General features: G+C 77.1%; 28 protein-coding genes. 15 read left to right on the plus strand and 13 right to left on the minus strand.

Translation table 11 applies throughout. From position 1 onward, the window contains the following. The coding region (locus EJA20_RS11580) for a molybdenum cofactor biosynthesis protein MoaE (RefSeq protein ID WP_129338308.1) at nt 1-329 on the plus strand (329 nt) is incomplete at its 5' end. Nucleotides 330-335: 6 nt separating this feature from the next. Here EJA20_RS11580 and EJA20_RS11585 read toward each other — a convergent pair. Next, nucleotides 336-593, minus strand: coding sequence for a MoaD/ThiS family protein (locus tag EJA20_RS11585; protein ID WP_129338309.1), 258 nt, complete (start codon nt 591-593; stop codon nt 336-338). A 2-nt stretch (nt 594-595) separates the two neighbouring features. Then, nucleotides 596-1,684, minus strand: a complete 1,089-nt coding sequence (gene moaA / locus EJA20_RS11590) for a GTP 3',8-cyclase MoaA (protein WP_129338310.1) — start codon at nt 1,682-1,684, stop codon at nt 596-598. A 150-nt stretch (nt 1,685-1,834) separates the two neighbouring features. Between moaA and EJA20_RS11595 the strand changes: the two genes are divergently transcribed. The 3 genes from EJA20_RS11595 (at nt 1,835) to EJA20_RS11605 (ending at nt 4,150) form a co-directional block, all read left to right on the plus strand. Beyond that, on the plus strand, nt 1,835-3,055 hold the full coding sequence (locus EJA20_RS11595; RefSeq protein WP_129338311.1) for a molybdopterin molybdotransferase MoeA: 1,221 nt from the start codon (nt 1,835-1,837) through the stop codon (nt 3,053-3,055). Nucleotides 3,056-3,183: 128 nt separating this feature from the next. Continuing rightward, a complete protein-coding gene (gene moaC / locus EJA20_RS11600) occupies nt 3,184-3,612 on the plus strand; it encodes a cyclic pyranopterin monophosphate synthase MoaC (RefSeq protein ID WP_129338338.1) in 429 nt (142 codons plus the stop codon). Next, nucleotides 3,605-4,150: a MogA/MoaB family molybdenum cofactor biosynthesis protein gene (locus EJA20_RS11605; protein WP_129338312.1), complete on the plus strand. Its 546-nt coding sequence runs from the start codon at nt 3,605-3,607 to the stop codon at nt 4,148-4,150. Before moaC ends, EJA20_RS11605 begins: the two co-directional genes overlap by 8 nt. Here the strand turns inward: EJA20_RS11605 and EJA20_RS11610 are convergent. Beyond that, a complete protein-coding gene (locus tag EJA20_RS11610) occupies nt 4,144-5,403 on the minus strand; it encodes a ThiF family adenylyltransferase (RefSeq protein ID WP_129338313.1) in 1,260 nt (419 codons plus the stop codon). The two genes, EJA20_RS11605 and EJA20_RS11610, sit on opposite strands and share 7 nt — an antisense overlap. A gap of 55 nt (nt 5,404-5,458) precedes the next feature. On the opposite strand from EJA20_RS11610, the gene EJA20_RS11615 reads away from it, so the two are divergent. Further along, a complete protein-coding gene (locus EJA20_RS11615; protein WP_129338314.1) occupies nt 5,459-6,235 on the plus strand; it encodes a phosphatase PAP2 family protein in 777 nt (258 codons plus the stop codon). Next, nucleotides 6,232-6,987 (plus strand): phosphatase PAP2 family protein, encoded by a 756-nt coding sequence (locus EJA20_RS11620; RefSeq protein WP_240675423.1) that lies wholly within the window; start codon nt 6,232-6,234, stop codon nt 6,985-6,987. The genes EJA20_RS11615 and EJA20_RS11620 overlap by 4 nt, the downstream gene beginning before the upstream one ends. Here the strand turns inward: EJA20_RS11620 and EJA20_RS11625 are convergent. After that, nucleotides 6,972-7,772 carry a DUF1206 domain-containing protein gene (locus EJA20_RS11625; protein ID WP_129338315.1) on the minus strand — a complete coding sequence of 267 codons (801 nt, stop codon included), beginning with the start codon at nt 7,770-7,772 and terminating at the stop codon, nt 6,972-6,974. The two genes, EJA20_RS11620 and EJA20_RS11625, sit on opposite strands and share 16 nt — an antisense overlap. Before the next feature lie 110 nt (nt 7,773-7,882). Here EJA20_RS11625 and EJA20_RS11630 point away from each other — a divergent pair, with 110 nt between their 5' ends. Continuing rightward, nucleotides 7,883-8,752, plus strand: a complete 870-nt coding sequence (locus EJA20_RS11630; protein WP_129338316.1) for a TSUP family transporter — start codon at nt 7,883-7,885, stop codon at nt 8,750-8,752. A 38-nt stretch (nt 8,753-8,790) separates the two neighbouring features. On the opposite strand, the gene EJA20_RS11635 is transcribed toward EJA20_RS11630, so the two are convergent. The 3 genes from EJA20_RS11635 to EJA20_RS11645 form a co-directional block, all read right to left on the minus strand. Next, entirely contained in the window at nt 8,791-9,609 is an 819-nt protein-coding gene (locus EJA20_RS11635) for a glycoside hydrolase family 16 protein (protein ID WP_129338317.1), read from the minus strand. Between the two features lie 18 nt (nt 9,610-9,627). Beyond that, nucleotides 9,628-10,410, minus strand: coding sequence for a DUF899 family protein (locus EJA20_RS11640; RefSeq protein WP_129338318.1), 783 nt, complete (start codon nt 10,408-10,410; stop codon nt 9,628-9,630). Nucleotides 10,411-10,524: 114 nt separating this feature from the next. Beyond that, complete coding sequence (locus EJA20_RS11645; RefSeq protein WP_129338319.1) at nt 10,525-10,839, minus strand: hypothetical protein; 315 nt, start codon at nt 10,837-10,839, stop codon at nt 10,525-10,527. 91 nt (nt 10,840-10,930) lie between these two features. On the opposite strand from EJA20_RS11645, the gene EJA20_RS11650 reads away from it, so the two are divergent. From EJA20_RS11650 to EJA20_RS11660, 3 genes are all read left to right on the plus strand, one after another. Beyond that, entirely contained in the window at nt 10,931-11,884 is a 954-nt protein-coding gene (locus EJA20_RS11650) for a helix-turn-helix domain-containing protein (protein ID WP_129338320.1), read from the plus strand. Nucleotides 11,885-12,049: 165 nt separating this feature from the next. Further along, nucleotides 12,050-12,550: a MarR family winged helix-turn-helix transcriptional regulator gene (locus EJA20_RS11655; RefSeq protein ID WP_129338321.1), complete on the plus strand. Its 501-nt coding sequence runs from the start codon at nt 12,050-12,052 to the stop codon at nt 12,548-12,550. Nucleotides 12,551-12,800: 250 nt separating this feature from the next. Next, complete coding sequence (locus EJA20_RS11660) at nt 12,801-14,444, plus strand: MDR family MFS transporter (RefSeq protein ID WP_129338340.1); 1,644 nt, start codon at nt 12,801-12,803, stop codon at nt 14,442-14,444. A gap of 94 nt (nt 14,445-14,538) precedes the next feature. Here EJA20_RS11660 and EJA20_RS11665 read toward each other — a convergent pair whose 3' ends face one another. Beyond that, the gene (locus EJA20_RS11665) at nt 14,539-15,402 is read right to left on the minus strand and encodes an NAD-dependent epimerase/dehydratase family protein (protein WP_129338322.1); all 864 of its coding nucleotides are present in this window, start codon (nt 15,400-15,402) and stop codon (nt 14,539-14,541) included. A gap of 94 nt (nt 15,403-15,496) precedes the next feature. Further along, nucleotides 15,497-15,841 (minus strand): hypothetical protein, encoded by a 345-nt coding sequence (locus EJA20_RS11670; protein ID WP_129338323.1) that lies wholly within the window; start codon nt 15,839-15,841, stop codon nt 15,497-15,499. 121 nt (nt 15,842-15,962) lie between these two features. On the opposite strand from EJA20_RS11670, the gene EJA20_RS11675 reads away from it, so the two are divergent. Continuing rightward, nucleotides 15,963-16,427, plus strand: a complete 465-nt coding sequence (locus tag EJA20_RS11675) for an ATP-binding protein (RefSeq protein ID WP_205687476.1) — start codon at nt 15,963-15,965, stop codon at nt 16,425-16,427. A gap of 88 nt (nt 16,428-16,515) precedes the next feature. After that, nucleotides 16,516-17,541, plus strand: a complete 1,026-nt coding sequence (locus tag EJA20_RS11680; RefSeq protein ID WP_240675425.1) for a magnesium and cobalt transport protein CorA — start codon at nt 16,516-16,518, stop codon at nt 17,539-17,541. A 54-nt stretch (nt 17,542-17,595) separates the two neighbouring features. Here the strand turns inward: EJA20_RS11680 and ppk2 are convergent, their stop codons facing one another. Beyond that, a complete protein-coding gene (gene ppk2, locus EJA20_RS11685; RefSeq protein ID WP_129338324.1) occupies nt 17,596-18,465 on the minus strand; it encodes a polyphosphate kinase 2 in 870 nt (289 codons plus the stop codon). Nucleotides 18,466-18,820: 355 nt separating this feature from the next. On the opposite strand from ppk2, the gene EJA20_RS11690 reads away from it, so the two are divergent. Genes EJA20_RS11690 through EJA20_RS11700 form a run of 3 tightly spaced genes read left to right on the plus strand, consistent with a single transcriptional unit; the run spans nt 18,821 to nt 22,787 of the window. Further along, nucleotides 18,821-20,875: an HNH endonuclease signature motif containing protein gene (locus tag EJA20_RS11690; RefSeq protein ID WP_164983954.1), complete on the plus strand. Its 2,055-nt coding sequence runs from the start codon at nt 18,821-18,823 to the stop codon at nt 20,873-20,875. After that, nucleotides 20,872-21,630, plus strand: a complete 759-nt coding sequence (gene trmB, locus EJA20_RS11695; protein WP_129338326.1) for a tRNA (guanosine(46)-N7)-methyltransferase TrmB — start codon at nt 20,872-20,874, stop codon at nt 21,628-21,630. The genes EJA20_RS11690 and trmB overlap by 4 nt, the downstream gene beginning before the upstream one ends. Continuing rightward, on the plus strand, nt 21,627-22,787 hold the full coding sequence (locus tag EJA20_RS11700; protein WP_129338327.1) for a LysR substrate-binding domain-containing protein: 1,161 nt from the start codon (nt 21,627-21,629) through the stop codon (nt 22,785-22,787). The genes trmB and EJA20_RS11700 overlap by 4 nt, the downstream gene beginning before the upstream one ends. On the opposite strand, the gene EJA20_RS11705 is transcribed toward EJA20_RS11700, so the two are convergent. The 3 genes from EJA20_RS11705 to EJA20_RS11715 are packed head-to-tail and all read right to left on the minus strand — an operon-like array spanning nt 22,720 to nt 25,414. After that, nucleotides 22,720-23,580, minus strand: coding sequence for a metal ABC transporter permease (locus EJA20_RS11705; protein WP_129338328.1), 861 nt, complete (start codon nt 23,578-23,580; stop codon nt 22,720-22,722). The two genes, EJA20_RS11700 and EJA20_RS11705, sit on opposite strands and share 68 nt — an antisense overlap. Next, on the minus strand, nt 23,577-24,371 hold the full coding sequence (locus EJA20_RS11710; RefSeq protein ID WP_129338329.1) for a metal ABC transporter ATP-binding protein: 795 nt from the start codon (nt 24,369-24,371) through the stop codon (nt 23,577-23,579). The genes EJA20_RS11705 and EJA20_RS11710 overlap by 4 nt, the downstream gene beginning before the upstream one ends. Continuing rightward, entirely contained in the window at nt 24,368-25,414 is a 1,047-nt protein-coding gene (locus EJA20_RS11715) for a metal ABC transporter solute-binding protein, Zn/Mn family (RefSeq protein WP_240675428.1), read from the minus strand. Before EJA20_RS11715 ends, EJA20_RS11710 begins: the two co-directional genes overlap by 4 nt. Nucleotides 25,415-25,492: the final 78 nt, after the last annotated feature.

The following is a 25,492-nucleotide window of genomic DNA, read 5'->3' on the forward strand; positions in this document are numbered from 1 at the left end:
TCTCCTTCGCCGGCGTCGTGCGCGACCACGACCACGGCCGCGCGGTCACCGGCATCGAGTACGTGGGGCACCCGTCGGCGGCCGCGGTGATCGCCGAGGTCGCCGCCGACGTGGCGGCCGCCCTCGACGTCGACGCGGTCGCCGTCGAGCACCGCCTCGGCGTGCTCGGCATCGGGGACTGCGCGCTCGCGGTGGCCGTCTCCGCCGCGCACCGGCAGGAGGCGTTCGCGGCGGCGGCGCACCTCGTCGACGAGGTGAAGCGGCGTCTGCCCGTGTGGAAGCGCCAGGTCTTCGCCGACGGCACCGACGAGTGGGTCGACTGCGCCTAGGGGGCCTCAGCCGCCGGCGAAGGGCGGCAGGACGTCGAGCCCGGCCGCGTCGCCGACCGGCGAGCCGAGGTCGCGGCGCACCACCCCGTCGACGAGCACGCTGCAGCGCGGCAGCACGCGGGCGAGGGCGTCGCCGTGGGCGGCCGCCCGGTCGGCGAGGAGCTGCGCTACGGTCGTCGTCGGCGGGACCTCGACCCGCTCCTCGGGCACGCCGGCGGCGGCCTGCGCCCCGGCGAAGTACCGCACGAGCACCGCTGTCGTCATCCCTAGCCCCCGATCGCGCTCATGAGCCGCAGGGGCTGGCGGAACCCCTCGTCGTCGATGCCGTGCGCCCGCGGCTTGCCCCACATGGCGGTCCGCCACGCGTCGGCGACCTCCGCGTCGGCCGCGCCGTCCCGCAGGAGGGCGCGCAGGTCCGTCTCCGTGCGGGAGAACAGGCAGCTGCGCACCTGGCCGTCGGCGGTGAGCCGGGTCCGGTCGCACGCGCCGCAGAACGGGCGGGTGACGGCGCCGATGATGCCCACCGTCGCCGCGGGCCGCCCGTCCCCGCCGGTCCCCGCGACCGTCCAGGTCTCCGCCGGGGCCGCACCCCGCCCGGCGACGGGCTCCAGCACGAACTCGGCGGCGAGCTCGGCGAGGATCTCCTCCGTCGTCACCATCTCGCCCCGGTCCCAGGAGTGGGCGGGCCCGAGCGGCATCTGCTCGATGAACCGCAGGTGCAGCCCCTCCGCCACCGTCCAGCGCAGGAGAGGTCGGACCTGGTCCTCGTTCACGCCGCGCATGACGACGGCGTTCACCTTGACCGGGTGCAGCCCGGCGGCCGCGGCCGCGGTGACGCCCGCGAGCACGTCGGGCAGGCGGTCCCGGCGGGTCAGCTCGGCGAACTGCGCGCGGTCGAGGCTGTCGACGGAGACGTTGACCCGCCCCAGCCCGGCGGCCGCGAGCGCGGGCGCGCGGCGGGCCAGGCCGATGCCGTTCGTCGTCAGGGACGTCTCCGGGGGCGTGCCGTCCGCCGTCCGCAGCGCGGCCACCGCGCCGACGATGGCCTCCAGCCCGCGGCGCAGCAGCGGCTCCCCGCCCGTGAACCGCACCTCGCGCACGCCCAGCTCGGTGACGCCGATCCCGACGAGACGGACCACCTCGTCGTCGGTGAGGACCTCGGGCGAGGGGAGCCAGTGCAGGCCCTCCGCCGGCATGCAGTACGTGCAGCGCAGGTTGCAGCGGTCGGTGAGGGAGACGCGCAGGTCGGTCGCGGTGCGGCCCCAGCGGTCGACGAGGCCCGTCGCCCCGTCGCCCGGACGCGCCGGGCCGTCGGGGCCGACGGTGCCCGTGCTGCCCGGACCGGTCGGCGCCACCCGGTGAGCATAGGTCGCCCGTCCCCGGGACCCGCCGTGGCGTCCGCCACCCCACAGCCCGGCCCGCTCGAGCGGGGACGGCCGGCGGCGCCGCCGTACCGTGCCGTCGGCGCCGGTACGGTGACGGCGGTCGGCGACGGAGGGGTGCGGGTGCGGACGGTCGAGGAGCACGCGGCGGCGGTGCGGGGGCTCGTCGCGCCCACGCCGGTGGTGGCGGTGCCGGTGGGCGAGGCGCTGGGCCTGGTGCTGGCGCAGGACGTCACGAGCGCGGTGGACCTGCCGCCCTGGGACAACTCCGCGATGGACGGCTACGCCGTGCACGCGGCCGACGTCGCCGCGGCGGCCCCGGGCACGCCCGTGACGCTGCCGGTGGCGGCCGACGTGCCCGCGGGCGACGTCCGCCGCCACGGGCCCGTCGCGCCCGGCACGGCCGTGCGGATCATGACGGGCGCGCCGGTGCCGCCCGGGGCGGACGCGGTCGTCCCCGTCGAGAGCACGGACGGGGGCACCGAGCGCGTGGTGGTCACCGCGCCGACGGCCGTCGGCCGGCACCTGCGCCGCCGCGCGGACGACGTCGCGGTGGGCGCCCGGCTGCTCACCGCCGGGACCCTGCTCGGACCGGCGCAGCTCGCGCTGCTGGCCGCCACGGGGCTCGGCACGGTGCCGGTGCACCGGCGGCCACGCGTGGCGGTCGTCGCGACGGGCGACGAGCTCGTCGCCCCCGGGGAGCCCCTCGCGCACGGCCAGATCCACGACTCCAACGGCGTCGCGCTCGCGGCCGCGGCGGCCGAGGCCGGGGCGGAGGTCGTCGCGGTGGAGCGCACGGGCGACGACCCCGCGGGGCTGCTCGCCGTGCTGCGGCGGTGCGCGGCGGTGGCGGACCTCGTCGTGACCAGCGGCGGCGTCTCGGCCGGCGCCTTCGACGTGGTCAAGGAGGCCCTCGCCCCGCTGCCGGGGGCGCAGTTCGTCGCGGTGGCGATGCAACCCGGCAAGCCGCAGGGGCTCGCGCGGGTCGAGGGGGTGCCCGTCGTGACGCTGCCCGGCAACCCCGTGAGCGTCCTCGTGTCCTTCGAGCTCTTCGTCCGGCCCGCGCTGCGGCGGCTGCGCGGGCTGGAGGGGTCGGGGCGCCGGGCGACCACGGCGGTGCTGACGGCGGACCTGCGGTCCCCGGCCGGTCGGCGGCAGTACGCCCGCGCCCGGCTCGACCGGGACGCGCGGCCGCCGGCCGTGACGCCCGAGGGCGGGCCCGGCTCGCACCTGCTCGGCGCCCTGGCTCGGGCGGACGCGCTGGTCGTGGTGCCGGAGGACGTGACGCACGTGCCCGCGGGCACGGAGGTGACGGTGGTCGACCTGACGGAGGGGACGCGGTGACGGGCACGGAGGGCACGGACGGCACGGAGGGCACGGACGGCACGACGGGCGGCACGACGAGGGGCGCGGCCGGTGACGCCCCCGCCGGGACGGCGCTCACCCACGTCGACGCCCGGGGCGTCGCGCGGATGGTCGACGTCAGCGCCAAGGAGGTCACGGCGCGGTCGGCGACCGCCGAGGGGTGGGTCCGCACGACCCCCCAGGTCGTCGCGCTGCTGCGCGGCGAGGGCGTGCCCAAGGGCGACGCGGTCGCGGTGGCGCGGATCGCGGGCATCCAGGCGGCCAAGCGCACCCCGGACCTCGTGCCGCTGTGCCACCCCGTCGGGGTGCACGGCGTCGACGTGGAGATCGAGGTCCACGACGCGGGCGTCCGCGTGGAGGCGACGGTGCGGACCGCCGACCGGACGGGCGTGGAGATGGAGGCGCTCACGAGCGTCGTCGTCGCCTGCCTGACGATGGTCGACATGGTCAAGGCCGTCGACCGCGGCGCGTCGATCACCGACGTGGTGGTGACGGCGAAGTCCGGCGGGCGCTCGGGGACCTGGACGCGTGGCTGAGGGCCCGCGCGCCACGGTGGTCACCGTCTCGGACCGGGCGGCCGCCGGCGTCTACGCCGACCGCAGCGGCCCGGCGCTCGTCGAGGGGCTGCGCGCCCTCGGCTTCGCCGTCGACGAGCCCGTCGTCGTGCCCGACGGGCCGCCCGTGGGCGGGGCGCTCCGCGCCGCCGTCGGCCGTGGGGACGCGCTCGCGGTGACCACCGGCGGGACGGGCCTGGCGCCGCGGGACCGCACGCCCGAGGAGACGCGCCCGCTCCTCGACCGCGAGGTGCCCGGCATCCCGGAGCTCCTGCGCGCCGACGCGGTCCGCCGTGGCGTCGTGACGGGTGCGCTCTCGCGCGGCCTGGCAGGGGTGGCGGGCGCGACCCTCGTCGTGAACCTGCCGGGCTCCCTCGGGGCGGTGCGCGACGCGCTGGAGACCCTCGGCCCCGTGCTGCGCCACGCCGTCGACCAGCTCGCCGGCGGCGACCACGGCCCGGCCGGTACACCTGGCGAGGCGGTCCCGCCGCTGCCCGCGCCGCCGCGGACCGGTCAGTAGCGGGGGAGCGAGGGGTCGACCTCGTCGACCCACGCGAGCAGGCCGCCCGCCAGGTGCCGGGCGTCGCGGTGCCCGGCCTCCCGCACCGCGACGAGGACCTCGGCCGAGCGCGCGCCCGACCGGCAGTGCAGCACGAGGGGGCGGGCGGGGTCGAGGTGCCGGGCGATGCCGCCGGGCGCCAGCAGCCGGTCCTTCGGCACGAGGCGCGCGCCGGGGATCGCGACGAGGGCGTGCTCGGCCGGGTCGCGGACGTCGACGAGGTCCACGTCCGCGGTGCCGGCGTCGCGCTCGGCGAGCAGCGCGGCGAGCTCGCGCGCGGTGACGGCCGGCAGCGCGGCCGCGGCGGGCGGCGCGGCGGCGGGGCCGGCGAGGACCGCGCCCGCCGTCCGTGCCCCCGGCGCCCCGCCGGCGATCACGGACGGGTCCGGCGTCACCCGTCCCGGGTCCGGCGCCACGGGCACCTCGCGCCAGCGGTGGGACAGCGCGTCGAGCACGAGGACCCGCCCCAGCAGGGGCTCGCCGATCCCGCACACGAGCTTGACGGCCTCCAGGGCCATGGCGGAGCCGACGGCCCCGCAGACGACGCCCAGCACGCCCGCCTCCGCGCACGAGGGCACGGTCCCGGGCGGGGGCGGCTCGGGGAACACGTCGCGCAGGGTCACCGCCGGGCCGAGCGCGGCCGGGGGCGACGACCAGAAGACGGAGACCTGCCCGTCGAACCGCAGCACGGACCCCCACACGTGCGGCACGCCGAGCGCGGCGCACGTGTCCCCGACGAGGTAGCGGCTCTCGAAGGTGTCCGTGCCGTCCAGCACGAGGTCGTAGCCGGCGAGGACCGCCGCGGCGTTGTCGGCGGTCAGCCGCTCGGGGTGCACGACGACCCGGACGCCGGGGTCGAGGGCGGCCACCGCGTCCCGGGCGGACTCCACCTTGGGCCGCCCGACGTCCGCGGTGCCGTGCACGACCTGGCGCTGGAGGTTGGAGACCTCGACGACGTCGTCGTCGACGACCCCGAGCGTCCCCACGCCCGCCGCGGCGAGGTAGAGCAGGGCGGGCGAGCCGAGGCCGCCGGCGCCGACGACGAGCACCCGCGCGGCCCGCAGGCGGCGCTGGCCCTCGAGGCCGATCTCCGGGACGAGGGCGTGCCGCGCCCAGCGCCGTCGTCCGTCGGCGTCGAGCTCGGGGCCGGGCTCGACGAGGGGGAACCGGCCGGGGGCGGGTGCCGCGCCCGGTGCGGCGGGGGTCGTGGCCACCGTCCCAGCGTAGGCGCGGCGCGCCGCCGGGACGGCGAGCCCCTACCCTCACGGGATGACGACGACGGGGCGTGCGCAGCGGGGCCGTGACGCCCCCGGCCACGACGCCCCCGGCCGCGACGCCCCCGGCCGCGACGCCCCCGGCCTGCCACCGCGCCGGCGGCGGGCCGCGCTCGCACGGGCCCTCGCCGTCGCCGCGGCCGCGGGCGTCCCCGTCGCCGCGCTCGCCTGGCTCGTCCGCTCGGAGTCCGACGCGCTCGTCGGCTGGGACCGCGCCGTCGTGGCGGCCGCGACGGGCTGGACGCGCCAGCAGCCCGGGCTGCCGCGGGCGCTCGTCGCCTGGCAGGAGGCGACGCAGCCGGTCTGGCTCGTCGCGGTGGTGGCGCTCGTCGCGCTCGTCCTGTGGCGGCGGCACGGGCTCGGGCCGCGGGCCGCCTGGGCGACCGCGACCGTCCTGCTCGTCTGGGGCTTCGGCGTGCTGCTCAAGGACCTCGTCGGGCGCGCGCGCCCCACGGTCCAGGACGCGCTGGAGCACGCACCGGGCTTCAGCTTCCCCTCGGGCCACGCGACGAACAGCGCCGCCTGCGCCACCGCGCTGGTCCTGCTGCTGCGGCCGGTCCTGCGGCGCCGCCCGCTCGGCCTCGTCGCGGCGCTCGCGGCCGCCGTCGTCGCCGTCACGGCCGCCGACCGCGTCCTCCTCGGCGTCCACCACCCGTCCGACGTGCTCGCCGGCCTCCTCGTGGGCTCGCTGACGACGGCGGCGTCCTACGTCGGCTGGTCCCGGTGGCGCCCGCCGCCGGCGCGTGCCGCGCACGAGAGGGGTTCGTCGTGAGGGGTTTCGCGCACCGCTGGGACCGGCTCGTCCCGACGAACGGCCGCGCACGGCACGCCCACCTGGAGCCGGGGCGCGTCGTGCGCGACCTCGCCGTGCGGGCGGTCGCGCCCGCCGTGGCCCTGTGGGCGGCGGTCACGGGCCTGGGCCTGCTCGTCGTCGGGCCGGGCGACGGCCTGCCGGCGGAGGAGGGCGTCAGCGAGGGGCTCGCGGCGGACCGGACGCCGTTCCTCGACTCGGTCAGCCACGTGGTGTCGGGCGCGGCGTCGACGGGCGTCGTCGCCCTCGTCACCGCGCTGGTCGTCGTGGCCGTGGCCGTCCGCACGCGCCGGTGGTGGTTCGCCGCCGTGCCGGCGCTCGCGGTGCTCCTCGAGCTCGGCGTGTTCCTCACCTCGGCCGTGCTCGTCGACCGCGAGCGCCCCGAGGTGCCGCAGCTCGACGAGGCGCCGCCGACCTCCGGCTACCCGTCGGGGCACACGGGCGCGTCGGCGGCGGTCGCGGTGGTGCTCGCCCTGCTCGCGCAGCGGGTGCGACCGCGGGGCCTGCGGGTCGCGGCGACGGTGGTGTGCCTGCTCGTGCCGTTCCTCGTCGGGGCCGCGCGGGTCTACCGGGGCATGCACTTCCCGACGGACGTCGCCGCGGGCCTGCTCAACGGGTCGGGGTGCGCGCTGCTCGCGTGGGGCTGGTTGCGCACCGGGACGGGCGCGGCGGACCGTGCCGCGACGGCCGGGGACGGTCAGACGCGGGCGTAGCGCGCGCGGGCGACCGCGTAGACGGCGAACGCGAGCAGGCCGAGCGCGACGACCGTCAGCAGGACGGGCCCGCCGGGCAGCTCGAGGAAGGAGCGCAGGGCACCGTCGAGCCCCTGTGCCTGGGAGGCGTCGCTCGTGGCGCCGGCGCGGACGAAGAAGGCGCCGACGACCGCGAGCGCGACGCCCTTGGCGACGTACCCGGCACGCCCGGCGCGGACGGCCCAGGTGCCCGGGTGCTCGGTCAGGTCCTCCAGGAACGTCCGGCGCCACCCCTTGACGACGTGGTGCACCGCGACGGCGAGGACGGCCAGCCCGACGAGCACGACGACGGCGCGCCCGAACGGCTCGGCGAGCAGCCGCGCCGTGACGCCCTCCGTCTGCTGCGACCCGCCCTGCGCCGACCCCCGCAGGACCTGGACGCCCGTGAACGCCAGCACGAGGTCGACGACCGCCTTCGCGACGGACTTCGCGCGGTCCGCGAGGTCGCCCCGCGCCACCGCCTCCGCGAGCTGCCACAGCGCGAGCAGCGCGAACCCGACGACGACCACCCACAGCAGCGCGGTGCCGACGGGGGTGGCGGCGAGCGTGGTGAGCGCCCCCGTCTGGTCGGCGCCGCCCCCGCCGCGTCCCCAGGCCAGGTTCAGCGCGAGCCAGGCGATGAGCGCGTGCAGGACCGCGGAGGCCAGGTGACCGACCCGCGCCCCGGTCTCGAGGAGCCGGCTGTCGCCGGCCTGGGTGGCGGCCCGACGGGCGGAGCCGGCACCACCGGCGGAGGAGGAGGTCATCCGGCCATCCCAGCACCGCGCGGGTGCCGCCGCCACGCAGGGCGCCGCCCCGGTGCCCCCGTCACCCGTCCGGACGACGGTGCCGCCCCCGCGTCGTCTACGGTGACGGCGTGGACCCGGCCGCCCTGCTCGTCGGGACCCTCGCCGCCGCCGTGTTCGGCATGTCGAAGACGGGCGTGCCGTCCCTCGGGGCGTTCGGCATGGCTCTGCTCGCCACGGCGGTCGACCCCGTCGCCGCCGCCGGGATCGCGCTGCCGGTCCTCATCTGCGGGGACCTCCTGGCCCTGCGGCTCTACGCCCGCGAGGCACGCTGGGGGCTCCTGCGGGCGCTGCTGCCCTCCGTCGTCCTGGGCCTCGCCGCCGGCTGGGCCGCGCTGCGCCTGCTCGACGGGCCTGCGGCCGGGCGTCTCGTCGGGACGCTGCTCCTGCTGGCGGGCGGCTGGGAGCTCGTCCGGCGCGAGCAGCGCCGCCGGGCCGCCGCCCGCCGGCCCGGGGCCGGTCCCGTGCCCGCGGCCCCCTCCGCGCAGGTGCCGCTCTCGTCCACGGGCCGGGACACGCGGCCGGCGCACGCGGCCGGCGCCGGCGGCCCACCCGTCGACGACCGGCTCCCGGCCGCCGGGACGGGGGAGCGCGTGGCGCGGGCCGTGCTCGGGGCCGGCGCCGGGCTCTCGACGATGGTCGCCAACGCCGGCGGCCCGATGATGAGCCTGTACCTCGTGCGCGCCCGCCTCTCGGCCGTCGCCTTCCTCGGCACGAACGCCTGGTTCTTCTTCGTCGTGAACGTCGTCAAGGTGCCCTTCAGCGTCGGCCTGGGCCTGATCACCGTCGACTCCGTGCGCCTGTCCGCCGCCCTGCTGCCCGGTCTGCTGCTCGGGGCCGCTGTGGGGCGCGTCGTCGTCCGCCGGATGTCGCTGGACCTCTTCCAGACGGTGGTCCTCGTCGCGACCGTCCTCGCCGGCGCCTGGCTCGTCCTGCGCTGAGCGGGACCCCGACGAGCCGGCGCCGTCCTCCAGGCCCGCTACGGACGCGCGCGTTCGACCTGCCCCGCCGCCGGCTCGACGCGCACGTGCCCGACGACCATCTCCGGCACGCCGGCCGCCGGGCCGGGCTCGGCCCCGGGGACGTCGGCGCCCCGGCCGGGGAAGTCGAAGACGCCGAGGAAGAGCTGGAGCGGGTAGTCCGGCGCCTGCGGCACGTGCCGGAACGGCCGGCCGTCGAGCAGCACCGTCGTGCTGCCGGGCGCGAGCTCGACCGCCCAGGTGTGCCACCGCGACACGTCGACCTCCAGGCGGTCCGCGGACCAGTCCTCGGTCAGCGCCGGGTCGCGGAACCGGTGCACCCCGGCGCCGACCGCGGCGGTCGCGGGCGCGCCGGCCGCGGCGGGACGGACCGCGTCGCCGAAGACCTCGACGACGCAGACCTCCCCGGAGCGCTCGGGCCGGTCCTCGTAGCCGGCGAGCCAGAGCGCCGCCATGGAGGAGGGCGTCAGGCGCATCCGCAGACGGGCCTCGACGCGGCCGTAGCCGGCGAGCAGCCCGACGAAGGGCGCCACGGGCTCGTGCACCGCGAGCCCCGGGACGAACGGCGCCTGGCCGTCGAGGTGGCCGCTCTGCACGCAGGACACGCGCAGCGGCGGCGTGTGCCGGCCCTCGCACCACACGCCCTGGTCGGGAGGGACGACGAGGTGCAGGCCGTCGGAGGCGACGCCCCACGTCGCGGCGGAGGCGTCCAGGCCCGCCCAGTGCGGCAGGTAGTGCGGCAGCCACACGTCGCGGTCGAGGCCGCGGGCGAAGGTGTCGTCGAGCGATCGGCGGCCGACGGGGACGGCGGTCGTCACGGTGTCCTCCTCGGGGGGTCAGTGGTGGTGGCCCTGGCGGCCGAGCGTGGTCTCGCGGGTGACGCCGGGACGGGTCCACTGCGGGGCCGGGCGGCCCGTGCCGCCCCAGGTGCCCGCGCCGTCCCCGTCGAGGCGCCAGTACCAGCAGGCGCCCTGGCCCTCCGGCCAGCCGTCGGGGGTGTCCTGCCACTCCTCGCCGCGGCCGTACGGCGTCATGTCGAGGAGTGCGAACGCGCCCGAGGCCGGCTCGACGCCCCGGCCGGTCGTGGAGTAGGTGAGGAACACGCGGTCGCCGTCGCGCAGGAAGCACGTGATCGACCCCATGCGCTCGCCGACCGGGTCCGGCACGCCGCGCACGGAGTACCAGGGCTCCGTGTAGCCCATGAAGGCGAGGTAGGGCTCCACCTCGTCCCAGGCGCCCTCCGTGAGCACGGCGAAGGAGACCCCGCGTGCCCGGAGGTAGACGACGTCCTTCAGGTGCCAGGCGGTGACCGTGCAGCCCTCGCACTGGCCCTGGTGCGGCGCGCCGTCGTGCCACATGTGCTGGTAGACGAGCAGCTCGTCGCGGTCGCCGAAGAGGGAGACGAACGGGACGGGGCCGTCGGCGCCGACCACCTCCACCGAGCCGTCGACCTCGACCATCGGCAGGCGGCGGCGGGCGGCGGCGATCGCGTCGCCCTCGTGGGTGTGCGCCTTCTCGCGCAGCAGCAGCGCGTCCCGCTCGGCCTGCCACGTCGCCAGGTCCACGACGGGCGGGCGGCCGGGCCGCGTGGCGGCGCGGCGGGTCGGGGTGGTCGTCATGGCGTCCTCCGGGTGCGGTGGCCGAGCGGTCCTCCGGACCGACCCGCGCGGCGGCCGGAACTCATCGGCGCGGAGCGCGGGCACCGGGCGCGGGTCCCGCCGGGGCCGGACGGGTCAGGTGGTGGTGCGCCCCGCGCCGGTCGCGGCGAGGGCGGACGCCGCCGTCCGCTGGACCGGCACGCCCGGCGGGACGGCCTCCGGGGCGGTGCCCGCCGGGGCCGCTGCGGGCACCGCCGGGATGCCGGGGACGCGCCCGACCGACCGGGCGGGGCGGTGGTGGGCGGCCGCCGGGCCGGGCGTGCGGGTCCTCGTGCGGCCGCGGCGGGCGCGGTGGCGGTCGACCGGGTCCCACCGGGTGCCGCGCAGGGCGAGCACCACGAGGGGCCACAGGACGAGCAGGACGACGAGGGTGCGGGCGGTGGTCTCCATGCCCACCACCGTGGCCCGGGCGCCGCCGGCCGACGAGTGGCAGGCATGACGCCTCTCGACAAGATCCTGCCAACCGCCCTAGGGTCGCGCCATGCTCCGGTCGGTGGCGGTCCTGGCGCTCGACGGCATGACCCCGTTCGAGTTCGGCGTGGTGTGCGAGGTCTTCGGGATCGACCGTCGCGACGACGGCGTGCCGCTCGTCGACTTCCGGATCTGCGGCCCGTCGGCGGGGCAGCCGCTGCGGACGTCGGTCGGCCTGCCGGTCGTGCCGCAGCGGGGGCTCGAGGGGCTGGTCGGTGCGGACCTCGTGGCGGTGCCGGCCACGGCCGAGCGCGGGCACCCGCCGGAGGTCTACGCGGCGCTGCGCGCGGCGCACGCCGCGGGCAGCGTGCTGCTCAGCGTGTGCTCGGGCGTCTTCACCCTCGCCGACGCCGGCCTCCTGGAGGGGCGGACCGTCGCGACGCACTGGCGCCACGCCGACCAGCTCGCCGCGGAGTTCCCGGGGCTGACCGTGGACGCGGACGTGCTCTTCGTCGACGAGGGGGACGTCGTCACCAGCGCGGGGACCGCCGCCGGGATCGACGCCTGCCTGCACCTCGTCCGGCGCGAGCTCGGCAGCGCGGTCGCCAACGCCATCGCGCGCCGCATGGTCGTCCCGCCCCAGCGCGACGGCGGGCAGCGGCAGTTCGTCCCGCAGCCCGTGCCCGCGTGCAGCGACGACAGCCTCCGCCACCTGCTCGAGTGGGTCGTCGGGCACCTCGACGAGGAGCACACCGTCGAGTCCCTCGCGGCGCGGGCCCTGCTCTCCCCGCGCACGTTCGCGCGGCGGTTCGCCGCGGAGACGGGTACGACGCCGGTGCGGTGGCTGACGGGGCAGCGGGTGCTGCGCGCCCAGCACCTGCTCGAGGAGACGGACCTGTCGGTCGAGCTCGTCGCGCGCGAGTGCGGCTTCGCGGGGGCGCCCCTGCTGCGCCACCACTTCCGCCGGGCGGTGGGCGTCTCGCCCGCCGACTACCGCACGTCCTTCCGGACCCGCGCGGCCTGACCCCCCTCGTCGGCCGCGTCCGCCGCGCGGCGGCCCCTCGCCCGGCTGCCCCTGCCGACCGGGACGCGAGCGGCAGCCCGGAATACGTGTGCACGATGCAAGGTTGCACGGTGCAGGCATCCCCCGTACGGTGGAGCCGCACGGCAGGGAGAGGGGCGCACGGTGATGGACGACAGGACGAGGGCCGAGCTCCTCGAGGCGATGCGCGGGCTCGTGCGCGCGCAGCGCGACCTCGGGACGGCGGTGCGGCAGGGTGTCGACGTGCCCCACGCGGGGGTGACGATCGTGCGGATGCTGGCCCGACAGGGCGCGGTGCCGCTGGCCGAGGTCGCCACCGCGCTCGGCGTGGACCTGTCCGTCGCCAGCCGGCAGGTCGCGGCGCTGGTCGACGACGGCCTGGCGGAGCGCACCGTCGACCCGGAGGACCGGCGCGCGCGGCTCGTCGCCCTCACGCCCGCCGGCGAACGCGTCCACGCGCGGATCGAGGGCGAGCTGCGGCGGCGGACCGACGTCGCCTTCGCGGACTGGTCCGCGCGGGACGTCGCGGACCTCGTGCGCACGGTCGAGCGCCTCGCGGGTGCGCTCGCCACGGCCGCCGCGCACCCCGACGAGGAGCGCCCGGCCGCGGGGGACGCACCCCCGGCCGACGCGCTCGTCGCCGTCTGAGCCGGCCGGCCCGACCGGACGCCCCGCGCCGACCACCCCGCCGGCCGACCTGCGCGCCCCGCCCGGGACCCGCACCCCTCGCGACCGCCCGGCACGACCCGCACCGCCCACGGCCCCGTGCCGCACCGCTCGCCGAGGACGTCGGGCACCCCCACGACCGCACCACCACCGGAGAGCACCTGTGACCAGCACGTCCGACACCCGGACCGCCCCCGCGGCGGCCGGGACCGCCGCCCCCGCGGCCCCCGCCATGACGCACCGGCAGGTGCTGGAGTCCCTGTCCGGGATCCTCCTGGGGATGTTCGTCTCCGTGCTCGCGACGAGCGTGGTCTCGTCGTCGCTGCCGCGGATCATCACCGACCTGCAGGGCAGCCAGTCCGCCTTCACGTGGGTCGTCACCGCCACGCTGCTGACGACGACGGTCTCCACGCCGATCTGGGGCAAGCTCGCGGACCTCGTCGACCGCAAGACGCTCATCCAGGTCGCGCTGGTCATCTCCGTGGTGTCGTCCGCCCTGGCCGGCCTGTCGCAGAGCACGGGTCAGCTCATCGGGATGCGCGCCCTCCAGGGCCTGGGCGCCGGCGGCCTCACGGCGCTGGGCACCGTCCTGATCGCCGACATCATCAGCCCGCGCGAGCGCGGCCGGTACATGGGCCTCATGGGTGCCGTCATGGCCGTGGCCATGGTCGGCGGACCGCTGCTCGGCGGCGTCCTCACCGACGGGCCCGGCTGGCGCTGGAACTTCTTCGTCGGCCTGCCGCTCGCGGTCGCCGCGATCGTCGTGCTGCAGCGCACGCTGCACCTGCCGCGCCCGGAGCGGCGCCGGGTGCGCATCGACTACCTCGGCGCCCTGCTCATCTCCGTCGGCGTCGCCGGCCTGCTGCTGTGGGTGACCTTCGCGGGCGACCGCTTCGACTGGGTCTCCGGCGCCAGCGCCGCGATGCTCCTCGGCTCGCTCGTCGTGCTCGTGCTCGCGGTCCTCGTCGAGCGCCGGGCGGCGGAGCCGGTCATCCCGCTGACGCTGTTCCGCAACCGCACGCTCGTCCTCGCCGTGGTCGGCAGCATCGCCGTCGGCGTCTCCATGTTCGGCACGTCCGTCTTCCTCAGCCAGTACATGCAGCTGGCGCGCGGCCAGAGCCCGACGATGTCCGGCGTCATGACGATCCCCATGATCGCGGGGCTGTTCCTGGCCTCCACGCTCGTCGGGCAGGTCATCAGCCGCACCGGGCGGTACAAGCGCTTCATGGTGCTCGGCGGCGTGCTGCAGGTCGTGGGCCTGGCCCTCATGGGGACCATCCACTACGACACGGACTTCTGGCTCGTGGGGCTCTACATGGCGGTGCTCGGCGCGGGCGTCGGCATGCTCATGCAGAACCTCGTGCTCGCGGCGCAGAACACCCTCGACCTCCGCGAGATGGGCACGGGCAGCGCGCTCATCGCCTTCTTCCGCACCCTCGGCGGCGCGATCGGCGTCTCCGCGCTCGGCGCCGTGCTGGCCGCCCGGGTGCAGGACAGCATCGTCTCCGGCCTCGTGGCCCAGGGCGTCGACCCGTCGGCGCTGGGCTCCGGCGGCACGAGCGCCCTGCCCGACCTCGCGACCCTGCCGGCGCCGCTGCGCCTCGTCGTGGAGCAGGCGTTCGGCGACGGCGTCGCGGACCTGTTCCTCGTCGCGACGCCCATCGCGCTGGTGACCCTCGTCGCGGTGCTCCTGCTGGAGGAGGTCCCGCTGCAGCGCCGCTCCGGACTGGAGATGCGCGCCGCCGAGGCGGGCGCCGGGACGACCGCCGGCGAGCCCACGGGGACGCTCGCCGAGGAGGAGGCGCGCGAGGAGCGTGCCGCCACCGCGGGTGGGACCGGTGCGCCGGCCGGTGGGCCGGGGACGACGCGCGGCTGACCCCTCGACCACCCGCAGGACCCGTCCGGACGTCCGGGCGGGTCCTGCTGGTCTGCGGGGTCCGGGCTGCGGGTCCGGCGTGCGGCGTCGGGCGTCAGCCCCCGACGTGGTCCCGCCACGAGTGCTGCGGCTCGTACCCCAGCAGCCGGCGCGCCTTCTCGATGCTCAGCAGCGTCTGCGTGCCCTGCAGCTCGCCGCGGACGGGGACGTCCGGGAAGTGCTCGGCGAGCAGCGCGGCGCTGGGCGTGGTCATCACCGTGTCCGCGTTCGCGATGACGAAGGCCTCGAAGCCGACGAGGTCCGCCTCCAGCGCCCGGCGGACCGCCTGCGCGCCGTCGCGGGCGTCGATGTAGCCCCAGAGGTTCCAGCGGCGGGAGGCCGGGTCGTCCTCGAAGGAGGGGAACCGGGCGTAGTCCTCGGGGTCCATGACGTTCGAGAACCGCAGCCCGACGAGCGTCGCCGCGGGGTCCCAGCGCGCGAAGTGGCGCGCCATCTCCTCCTCGACCGCCTTGCCGAGGGAGTAGGTCGACTCCGGGCGGACGGCGTACTCCTCGTCGACGGGGGCGTAGGGCGGCGGGGTCTCGAACGGCAGGCCGAGGACCGTCTCGCTCGACGCCCACACGACCCGCCGGATGCCCGCCAGCCGGGCGGCGTGGAAGACGTGGTGCGTGCTCACGACGTTGTTCGCGAAGGTCGCGCCGCTGGGCCGCAGGCCGGGCGCGGGGATCGCCGCGAGGTGGACGACCGCGTCCACGCCGGAGTAGCGGTCGTCGATCCGCTGCAGCACCTCCACGACCTGCCCGAGGTCCGTCAGGTCCGCGCGCGTGAAGGCGGCGGGCTGCCCCGGCGGCGGGGGCGCGAGGTCGACGTTCGTCACGTCCCACCCGTGCTCGGCGAGGTGCGTCACCACCGCGCGCCCCAGCTTGCCGCTACCGCCCGTCACCACGACCCGTGCCATGGGCGCCATCCTCACCCGGCGCGGCCCCGGTGGCGCGCGGTGGCGCGCGGTGGCGCGGGAGGTGGGCGTGGGGCGGCGGGCCTCCCGTCGTGGGTCAGCCCGCGCGGGGCACGAGCAGTGCGACGATCCCGGCGACGAGGAGCGCGAGCGCGACGGCGCCCGGGACCCGCCCGCGGCGGGCGAGGACCGCCCACCCGCCGAGCCCGACGGTGGCGAGCACGCCCGCGACCGTGACGACGGTGGCGACGGCCGCGAGCGTCGACGCGCCCCTCTGCTCGGCCGGGTCGCCCGCACCCCACGCCTGCAGGGCCGCGACCACGGTCCCGAAGCCGGCGACGGTGGCCGCGGCCAGCGTGAGCAGCGCGACCCAGCCCGGCCACGAGGGCCACCGGGGCGGGCGGGCCGTCCGGCCCGTCGAGGGGCGTCGCGCTGCTGCCATCCGCCCATCGTGCCCTCCGGGCGTCGCCGTCGCCGGGCGCCGTCCGCCGACGGCCCGGTGCGCTCGCCGCACCCCTGCCGGGGCCGTACCGTGCTCGCTGATCCCGAGACGTGAGGACGACGTGAGCATCGAGCCGGGCGGTCTGGAACGCACCACCGACGCGGGTCTGCCGAGCGCGGAGCCGCCGGAGACCTTCGTGGAGGTGCACCGGTGGGAGCTGACGACCCTCGAGGAGCTGGCGCGGCTGCGCGGGGAGCTGCTCGGGCGGATCACCGCCGTCGGCACCGAGCCGCGCGACCTCGACGACGTCCCGCGGAACATGGTCCTCGTGGCCTCCGAGCTCGCGACGAACGCGCTGCGGCACGGGCGGCCCCCGACCGTCGTGCGGCTGCTCAGCGACGGCTCGGGCTTCGCGCTCGACGTGGCGGACCACGACGTGGTGAGCATCCCGGTGCTGGCGGGGGAGCGGCGGCCGGGAGCGGGAGGCTTCGGCCTGCTCATCGCCCGGCGCCTGGCGCAGGACGTCGGGTGGTACACCAGGACCGAGACGAAGCACGTGTGGGCCGCCTTCGCGGCACCGTCCTGAGGACGGCCGGGCGCGGCCGCCCCGGGGTGGGGCGCGAGGGCCGGCCGGCGGTGCGCGGTCCCGGCGCGGGCGGACGGAGGGGTGCGGGGTGACGACGACCGACGAGGCGACCGTCCACCACTGCACGCGCTACCGCCGAGGGCACCGCGTGGCGCCGACCCCGCCCGCGGACGCCGGGGACGTGGCCGCCGTGGCGGCCCGCGACGGCGACGGCTTCGTGTGGCTGGCGCTCGCGCAGCCGTCGGAGGCGGACGTCGGGCGGGCCGCCGCCCGGTTCGGCCTGCCCCCGCTCGCGGTCGAGGACGCCGTCCACGCGCACCAGCGCCCGAAGCTCGAGGTCTACGGCGACGTGGTCTTCGCCGTGCTCAAGCCGGTGGTCTACGTCGACCGCATCGAGGTGGTCGACGTGGAGGAGCTCGCGGTCTTCCTCGGGCCGGGGTTCGTCGTGACGGTCCACCACGGGCGCGGTGCGGTCGTCGAGCGGGTGCGCGCGGAGCTCGACGGCGTGGCGACCGACGCCCTGACCTTCGGCCCTGCCGCCGTGCTCTACCGGCTGGCCGACCTCGTCGTCGACGGGTACGAGGACGCCGCCGACGGCATCGACGGGGACGTCGACGAGATCGAGGACCGGGTCTTCGGCCCCGGGGACGACGACCACGCCGAGCGCATCTACAAGCTCAAGCGCGAGGTGGTCGACTTCCGGCGCGCCGTCCTGCCGCTGGCGCGCCCCCTGGAGCGCCTCGCGGCGGGGGGCGTCCCGGGCGTGCCCGAGGCCGCCACGCCCTACTTCCGCGACGTCCACGACCACGTCCTGCGCGCCGGCGACGCGGTGGAGTCGCTCGACCACCAGCTCACGGACGTGCTCCAGGCGAACAGCGCCCGCGTCTCCGCCGGCCAGAGCCGCGTGGCGCTGCAGCAGAACTCCGACATGCGCAAGATCTCGGCGTGGGCGGCCATCGCGCTCGTGCCGACGGCGATCGCCGGCGTCTACGGCATGAACTTCGAGCACATGCCCGAGCTGACGTGGACGTACGGCTACCCGGCGGTCGTCGCCGTCATCGTGACGGTCTGCGTGGCGCTGCACCGGCTGTTCCGGCGGAACGGCTGGCTCTGACGCCGGCCGTCCCGCCGGGCAGGGGACGAGGGGTGCGCCCCTCGTCCGCGTCCGTCAGCGGTCGGCCTCCGGGTCGCCCAGCAGGCTCGCGACGTGGTCGGGGACGTAGGTGGACAGCTCGCGGGGCGGTCGCTGGTAGGAGCGCGACGAGGCCGGGCGCTCCGGCAGCTCGATCCTCTCGTGCGGGACGTCGTGGTACGGGATCGTCGAGAGCAGGTGCGCGATCATGTTGAGCCGCGCGTGCTTCTTGATGTCCGACTCGACGACGAACCACGGGCTCGCCGGGACGTCCGTGTGCGCCATCATCTCGTCCTTGGCGCGGGAGTAGTCCTCCCAGCGGTTGATGGACTCCAGGTCCATCGGGCTGAGCTTCCACTGGCGGACCGGGTCGCTGAGCCGCGAGCGGAACCGCTTGAGCTGCTCCGCGTCCGAGACGGAGAACCAGTACTTGCGCAGCAGGACGCCCTCGTCGATGAGCATCTGCTCGAAGACGGGTGCCTGGCGCATGAAGCGCCAGTACTCCTCGTCCGTGCAGAACCCCATCACCTTCTCCACACCGGCGCGGTTGTACCAGGAGCGGTCGAAGAGGACGAGCTCCCCGGCGGCGGGCAGGTGCTGCACGTAGCGCTGGAAGTACCACTGGCCGCGCTCGCGCTCCGTGGGCGCCGGCAGCGCCGCGATGCGCGCGACGCGGGGGCTGAGGTACTCCGTGATGCGCTTGATGGCGCCGCCCTTGCCGGCCGCGTCGCGCCCCTCGAAGAGCACGACGATCCGTGCGCCCGTCGCCTGGGTCCACTGCTGGACCTTCACGAGCTCGGACTGCAGCCGGAACAGCTCCGCCTCGTAGGCGTCGTTCGCGATCTTCGGGCCCTTGCGCCCGCTCGCGCCGTTCTCGGTGCTGGACGACTTCTTGTCCTTGGCCATGCCGGGACATTACTGCCCGGTCGCGCGGGGGGCGCGGCCCGGTGGCGGGTGGACCCGTGTCGGACGACCGCGGGCGACGGAGCTCCTGACGACCTGGCTCGGGGTGCCCGCCACCGCCGGCCGGAGGGGGCCGACCGGCCCGAGCGCGATCGGTCGGCGGGAACCGCCCGCGCTCGGAGGGGAGCCGGTCCGGGGGCAGCGGTCGCGACCACGGGAGCGCTGCTCGCGTGTCGTGTGCTCGGGTGTCGAGGCGCCCGGCTGGCTCGTCCTGCCTCGGTGGACCTGGCGTGCCGACCGGGTCCTGCGCCGCCGAGCCGCCGAGCCGCCCTCAGTCCGTGCGGTCTCTGCATTCTTCGTGGTCGCGAGCCGCCCACAGCCCCTCCTTTTCGCGCCTTTCTCCACCGTGTCACCCGATCGGTTGGGGATAGCCGACGAGCATTCCCACGGTGGCCGTTCCGCCCCTAGGATCGTGCACATGTTCGAGGCGGACGGGGCGACAGCAGCGGCGGAGGAGACGTCGCCACTGCTCGACGCCCCGCCCATCCGCCCTGGTCGGAGCCCGTCGACGACGCAGGACGGCGCCTCCCCGACCGCAGCGGCGCTGCGCGAAGAAAGTCACAGGGAGAATTCTCCGGTCAGCCAGGACCGCGCCACTGCGGGCCATGCGGCATCCTGCACCAACGGTCCGGCAAAGGCGCCGGCGCCTGAGGCCTCAGCAGGTCCTCTGTCGATCGAGGCTCATCCCGGCAACGTTCCTCCCGCTCTCGCTCCCGCTCCCCTTCCCGCTCCTGCTCCCTTTCCCCTTCCCGCCGCTGTCACGGCCGCTGCCGCTGACACCGCCGACGAGGAGGTCGCGGCGGCGTCGGCGTGCGTGCAGGAGGCCCTGGCCGCCCTCTCGCGGCTGGACACGGTGGTTCGGGCACCGCAGGCGTGGTCGGGGGTGCAGCGCACGTCCTTGTTGGCCGGGGTGGAGCGGGTGCGGGCGGCGTTGGTGGGTCCGGCGTCGCGGGTGCTGCTGGCGCATCACGACACCCCCGGACCCCGTCGTCCGGGTCAGGGGTCGACCGTGGTGGTGGTGGCGGCGGTGACACGGGTGGACGAGGTCGAGGTGAGGAAGCAGCTGTCCCAGGGCGAAGCGCTGGCCGACATGCCCTCCATCGCCCGTGACGTGACCGAGGGTCTGATGCCGGTCGGTCACCTGGCGGTCCTCGCGCAGGTGCGGGACCGGGCCTCGGGCTCGGTGCGGAACTGGTTGGCGTCACCGGCCGGTCAGGACACGGTCACCGCGCTGGCGCGGTTGCACGAGGTGCGCGCGTTCCGCCGGGCGCTGGTGGAGCGGGTCGCGGCGATCGACCCGCCCGCGCTGGAGGCCGACCACCAGGGGCAACGCCGCGCCCGGTCCCTGGTCCTGTCCGACCGCCCGGACGGGACGCACCTGCGGGGGCGGATCGACCTGATGGCCGGCGCCCGCCTGCGTCGGGCCTTGGAGGCCACCGGTGAGGCCCCCGACGAGGACCGGTCCCCCGAGCAGGCCGCCGCCGACGCCCTGGACGCCATCGCCAGCCGCATCCTCGACCTGCCCGAGACGGGCTCCGGTGCCGCCGTCCGCCCGCACGTGTCGCTGATCCTGGGCGAGGACACCCTCGCCGCTCTGCACACGCACGCCCAGGAGCTCCTGGAGGTCGGGCTCGACCTCGACGGGGCCGGGACGGGCACGGCGGACGAGACGACCGGGACCGGGACCGGGACCGGGACCGGAGCAGGGGCGGTGCGGACCGCCGGGTCGGCGTGGGCAGGGTTGGCTGCGTGCCCGCCCGCCGTGCTCGAGGAGGGCCCACCGGTGCCGCCCAGCGAGGTGACTCGCATCCTGTGCGACAGCCGCATCACCCGCGTCGTGATGGACGCCGACAGGGTCCCGCTCGACGTGGGGCGCACGCAGCGGCTCTACACCGGCGAGATACGCCGGGCCGTGTTCGCGCGCGACCGGCACTGCGCCTACCCCGGCTGCACCCGACCACCCCAGTGGGGCGAGGTCCACCACATCCGCTGGTGGAGCCACGGCGGAGGCACGTCCGTGCAGAACGCCGTCCTGCTCTGCCTGCGCCACCACCACCTCGTCCACGAGGACCACCTGACGATCCGCCGGCTCCCACCCGGTCCCGCCCACCCCGCAACCGGTAGCACTCGCCGACGCGACCTGCTGCCGCAGGCCCGGTACGAGTTCTGCGGACCCGACGGCGCGGTGGTCGGCCGGACCTCCGGCAGTGCGTGGCGTGGGGCTGACGCCACGACGTCGCGGCAGGCCGTGATGTCGTGGGCCTCTCCGCAGGCGGATCCCGGAGGTACCGGCCCCCGCCCTGCCCCTCACCATGGCTCGGGCCCGGACGAGGTCCGTACGCTCGGCAGGTGACCGGTCCCGCAGGAGGCTTCTCCCACGTCGCCGCGCGGGCGCACGAGCCGTTGCGCACCTTCCACCCGCGTCGGTCGGTGCTCGGGCCGGAGCGGCAGGACGCCCTGGCCCGGCTGTGGCCGCGGTGGGGGTTCTCGGTGCACGACGACGCGCAGGGGGCCATGCCGCGTCGTGCCCACGACGTCCTCGGCGAGGTGCTCGACCTCGAGCGGCTGTTCGGACGGCGGGCACCCGTCGTGCTCGAGATCGGGTCCGGCATGGGGGAGGCGACCGTCGCGATGGCGGCGGCGGACCCCGACCGGGACTGGCTGGCCGTCGAGGCGCACCTCCCGGGGCTGGCGCAGCTCCTCGTGCGGGTGGAGCGCGCCGGGCTGTCGAACGTCCGCGTGGCGCACGGGGACGCGCTCGACCTCGTGCGGCGGCGGCTGCCCGAGGAGAGCCTCGACGCGGTCCACGCGTTCTTCCCGGACCCCTGGCCGAAGCCGCGGCACCACAAGCGGCGACTCGTCCAGCCCGAGCACGTCGCCCTCCTGCGGTCGCGGCTCGTGCGCGGGGGGACGCTGCACGTGGCGACGGACTGGACCGAGTACGCGGAGGCGATGCTGGTGGTGCTCGCCGCCGATCCCGGCCTGGAGAACACGGTGGACGGCTTCGTGGTCCCGCGTCCGCCGCAACGGCCCGAGACGAAGTTCGAGCGGCGCGGTCTCGACCTCGGTCACGAGGTGCGCGACCTCGTCTTCCGGAGGCGGGCATGAGCGCGCAGGGCGGCCGTCGGCCGGCACGTCCGCACGAGCCCGACCTGAGCGACGACGCCGCGGTGGCGGCCGGTGAGGAGGCGCGGGGCGAAGCGGCTCTCGGTGACGAGGCGCGGGGCGAAGCGGCTCCCGGTGAGGAGGCGTGGGGCGACGAGGCCCCCGGTGACGGGGGTCTCGACGACGAGCCCGACGACGGCGCGGTGGCCGACGGCCCGGGGGCGTCGGACGACGGGCGGGCAGGGTTCCGGCTGCTGCTGGCGCCCGGGGTCCACCCCGACCGCTGGGTGCGCGTCTGGGCGGAACGGGTGCCGCAGGTGCGCCTCGACCTCGAGCCCTGCGCGGCGGCCGAGGCGCTGCGGGCGGTCCAGGAGGGGCGGGGCGACGCCGCGCTCGCGCCCGTGCCGCCGCGAGGTACCCCCGTGCCGGAGGGCCTGGCAGCGGTCCGTCTCTACGAGGAGGTCACGGTCGTCGTCGTCCCGAAGGACCACTGGGTGACGCTCGCGGACGAGGTCCCGGCCGAGGACCTGGCAGAGGAGACCCTCCTCGTCCCCGCCGACGACGTGCTGGGGGTGGAGCCGGCCGGGCGAGGGGCCGCGAGCCGACCGGCGTCGACGGCGGACGCGGTGGAGCTCGTGGCGGCCGGCGTCGGCGTCGTGCTGCTGCCGCTGTCCCTCGCGCGGCTGCACGCCCGGGCCGACGTCCGGCACCGGCCCGTCGTCGGCGCGCCGACCGTCACCGTCGGGCTCGTCTGGGCCCCGGACGGTGCCGCGGACCCGGTGCTGACCGAGGAGCTCGTCGGGATCGTGCGGGGGCGCACGGCGCGCTCGTCGCGGGGTGGTACCGCGACCTCCGCCGTGGCCACCGGTGACGGCGATCCCGGCGGTGGCGACGCTGGTGGTGGGCGCGGTGGCGTCGGCCGAGGGCGCGGCGGTGCCGGTGGCGCCGCTGCCGGCGCCCGTGGGCGCGGCGGCGCGGGTGGTGGTGCTGCCGGTGGGGGCGGCGGTGCGGGTGGTGGTGCCGCCGGTGGGGGCGGCCGTGGGCGCGGCGGCGCGGGGGGTGGTGCCGCCGGGCGCGGGGGGGCCGGTGGGGTCAGGCGCGGCGGACCCAGCCGCGGCGGGTCCGGCGGCGGCCGAGGGCGAGGCACACGAGGTAGATGACGAAGGAGATGGTGGTCACGTAGGGGCTGATCGGGACGGAGCCCCCCAGCGCCAGGAGGATGCCGCCCACGGCGCTCGTGACGGCGAAGGTCACGCTGAGCACGGGCACGGCGATCGGGGAGGCGCTGACCCGCGAGGCCGCGGCGGCCGGCGTGATGAGCAGCGACAGCACGAGCAGGGCGCCCACGACCTGCACCGCCATCGCGACCGCGAGCCCGAGCAGCACCATGAAGACGAGCGACAGGGCGCGCACCGGGACGCCGCGAGCGGCCGCGACGTCGGGGTCCACGCTGGCGAAGGTCAGGGGGCGCCAGACGACGACCAGCGCCGCCACGACGACGGCCGACAGGGCGAGCATGACGCCGAGCCGGGTGTCGTCGACCGCGACGATCTGGCCCGTGAGCAGCCCGAACTTGTTCGCGGCGCGGCCGGGGTACAGCGCGAGGAACAGCACGCCCAGGCCGAGGCCGAAGGGCATGAGCACGCCGATGATGGAGTTGCGGTCCCGGGCGCGCGTGCCCAGGAGGCCGATGAGCAGGGCGGCCACGACGGACCCCACGACGGAGCCCAGCACGACGTCGGCGCCGACCAGCAGCGCCGCCGCGGCCCCCGCGAACGACAGCTCGCTGATGCCGTGCACGGCGAAGGCCATGTCGCGCTGCATGACGAACACCCCGACGAGCCCGCCGACCAGGCCGAGCACCGCGCCGGCGACCAGGGAGTTCGTCACGAGCCCGAGGAGGGCGCCGTAGTCCTCGAAGGAGAAGAGGCGCGACCACACGTCCTCGGTCACGCCACCTCCTCCTCGAGGTGGTGCGCGTGCTCGTCGCCGCCGACGATGACGACGCGGCCCTGCGCGCGCAGCACGTCCACGCGCGTGCCGTAGAGCGCGGACAGGTGCTCCGTGGTGAGCACCTCGTCCGGCGTCCCGACGGCGTGCCCGGCGGGCGCGAGGTAGAGGACGCGGTCCGTCACGGGCAGGACGGGGTTGATCTCGTGGGTCACGAACACCACGGCGGTCCCGGTCCGCCGGCGGGTGGCGTCGATGAGGCCGACGACCTCCTCCTGGCGGGCCAGGTCGAGCGAGAGGAGCGGTTCGTCGCACAGCAGGAGCGCCGGGTCCGAGCCCAGCGCCTGCGCGATCCGGACGCGCTGCTGCTCGCCCCCGGACAGGAGCCCCAGCGGCACGTCGGCGTAGGCCGTGGCGCCGACCGCGGCCAGCAGCTCGTCGACGCGCGCCCGGTGCCGCCGGCCCCCGACGCCCCAGCGGTCGCCGTCGATGCCCATGCGCACGAGGTCCCGGGCGCGCACGGGGGTGACGGGGTCGACGAGGCGCTGCTGGGGGACGTACCCCACGGTCCGCCCGCCGCGCCGGGGCGGACGGCCGAGGACGTGCAGCGTGCCCGCGCTGAGCGGCTGCGTGCCGAGCACCGCGCGCAGGAGGCTCGTCTTGCCCGACCCGTTGGGCCCCAGGACGGTGAGGAACTCCCCGCGCCCGACGACGAGGTCGAGGCCCGACCAGACCGTGCGCGGGCCGTACGCCAGGGCGGCGTCGGCGAGCTCGAGGGGGACGGGGCTGCTCATGCCCCCAGAGCCTGCCGCAGCGCGGCGACGTTCGCGGACATCCACGACACGTAGTCCTCACCCTCGGGCAGCGTCTCCGTCATGGCGACGACCGGGACCCCGGCCGCCTCGGCCGCGGTGACGGCCTCCTCGGTCTGCGGCCCGCTCGTCTGGGCGTTCTCGACGAGCACCGCCGCCGTCCGCGAGGACAGCAGGTCGAGCATCGCGCGCATGGCCGCCGGGGGGACGTCGGTCTCCTCCTCGATCGCCTGGGCGTACTCGGCCGGCGTCGCGTCGACGAGGCCGGCCGCGGCCAGCAGGTAGGCGGGGACGGGCTCGGTCGCGGCGACGGAGGTGCCGCCCGCCACGGTCGCCAGCTCGGCCGCCTCGGCCTCCACGCCCTCGACGCCCGCGACGAAGGCGGCCGCGTTGGCCTCGTAGTCCGCCGCGTGGTCGGCGTCGAGGTCGGACAGCGCGTCGGCGACGGCCTGCGCCACCGCGGCGGCGACGTGCAGGTCGTACCAGACGTGCTCGTTGGCCTCGTCGCCGTGGTCGTGCCCGTCGGACGGCGCGGCGGCGGAGGCGGCGGCCGCCTCACCGTGCTCCTCCTCGGCGTGCTCCTCCTCCGCGTGCTCCTCCTCCGCATGCTCGTCACCGGCGTGCTCGTCACCGGCGTGCTCGTCGCCCCCGGCGGTCCCGACCGCGTCGACGACGGCCGGAGGGGCGTCCAGCGCCCCGAGGGCCGTGCCCATCCACTCGTCGTAGTGGCCGCCGTTCATGACGACGAGGTCCGCGCGCGAGACGGCGAGCTGGTCCCGGGCGGTGAGCTCGAAGGAGTGCGGGTCGGCGGACGGGTCCGTGATGACCGACGTGACCTCGGCGTGCTCGCCGGCGACCTGAGCGGCGACGTCGCCCCAGACGTCCGTCGAGGCGACGACGGTCAGCGTGCCGTCGGAGGCGGCGTCCGACGCGGCGCCGGCCGCCCCGCTCGAGCAGGCGGCGACGAGGAGGACCGGCGCCAGGGTCGCGGGGAGGGCGAGGCGGCGCAGGAGGGGGCGGGTCATGGCACGGCCTTCCGGGACGACGAGGAGAACTGCCACAACGATAGCGGTTCTCAACACCATTCCGCGACGCCCTGCGCC

The sequence above is a fragment of the Cellulomonas endophytica genome (assembly GCF_004123805.1).
GTDB classification, from domain to species: Bacteria; Actinomycetota; Actinomycetes; order Actinomycetales; family Cellulomonadaceae; genus Cellulomonas; species Cellulomonas endophytica.

Excerpts from the sequence above, each read along its gene's own strand:
- EJA20_RS11640 (WP_129338318.1), bottom strand. The coding sequence starts at position 10,410 with ATGACGACCACCCCGACCCGCCGCGCCGCCACGCGGCCCGGCCGCCCG.
- moaC (WP_129338338.1), top strand. The coding sequence starts at position 3,184 with ATGGTCGACGTCAGCGCCAAGGAGGTCACGGCGCGGTCGGCGACCGCC.
- EJA20_RS11710 (WP_129338329.1), bottom strand. The coding sequence starts at position 24,371 with ATGAGCAGCCCCGTCCCCCTCGAGCTCGCCGACGCCGCCCTGGCGTAC.
- ppk2 (WP_129338324.1), bottom strand. The coding sequence starts at position 18,465 with ATGGCCAAGGACAAGAAGTCGTCCAGCACCGAGAACGGCGCGAGCGGG.
- EJA20_RS11655 (WP_129338321.1), top strand. The coding sequence starts at position 12,050 with ATGGACGACAGGACGAGGGCCGAGCTCCTCGAGGCGATGCGCGGGCTC.
- EJA20_RS11585 (WP_129338309.1), bottom strand. The coding sequence starts at position 593 with ATGACGACAGCGGTGCTCGTGCGGTACTTCGCCGGGGCGCAGGCCGCC.
- EJA20_RS11625 (WP_129338315.1), bottom strand. The coding sequence starts at position 7,772 with ATGACCTCCTCCTCCGCCGGTGGTGCCGGCTCCGCCCGTCGGGCCGCC.
- EJA20_RS11665 (WP_129338322.1), bottom strand. The coding sequence starts at position 15,402 with ATGGCACGGGTCGTGGTGACGGGCGGTAGCGGCAAGCTGGGGCGCGCG.
- EJA20_RS11670 (WP_129338323.1), bottom strand. The coding sequence starts at position 15,841 with ATGGCAGCAGCGCGACGCCCCTCGACGGGCCGGACGGCCCGCCCGCCC.
- EJA20_RS11650 (WP_129338320.1), top strand. The coding sequence starts at position 10,931 with ATGCTCCGGTCGGTGGCGGTCCTGGCGCTCGACGGCATGACCCCGTTC.
- EJA20_RS11660 (WP_129338340.1), top strand. The coding sequence starts at position 12,801 with ATGACGCACCGGCAGGTGCTGGAGTCCCTGTCCGGGATCCTCCTGGGG.
- EJA20_RS11715 (WP_240675428.1), bottom strand. The coding sequence starts at position 25,414 with ATGACCCGCCCCCTCCTGCGCCGCCTCGCCCTCCCCGCGACCCTGGCG.
- EJA20_RS11615 (WP_129338314.1), top strand. The coding sequence starts at position 5,459 with ATGACGACGACGGGGCGTGCGCAGCGGGGCCGTGACGCCCCCGGCCAC.
- EJA20_RS11700 (WP_129338327.1), top strand. The coding sequence starts at position 21,627 with ATGAGCGCGCAGGGCGGCCGTCGGCCGGCACGTCCGCACGAGCCCGAC.
- EJA20_RS11645 (WP_129338319.1), bottom strand. The coding sequence starts at position 10,839 with ATGGAGACCACCGCCCGCACCCTCGTCGTCCTGCTCGTCCTGTGGCCC.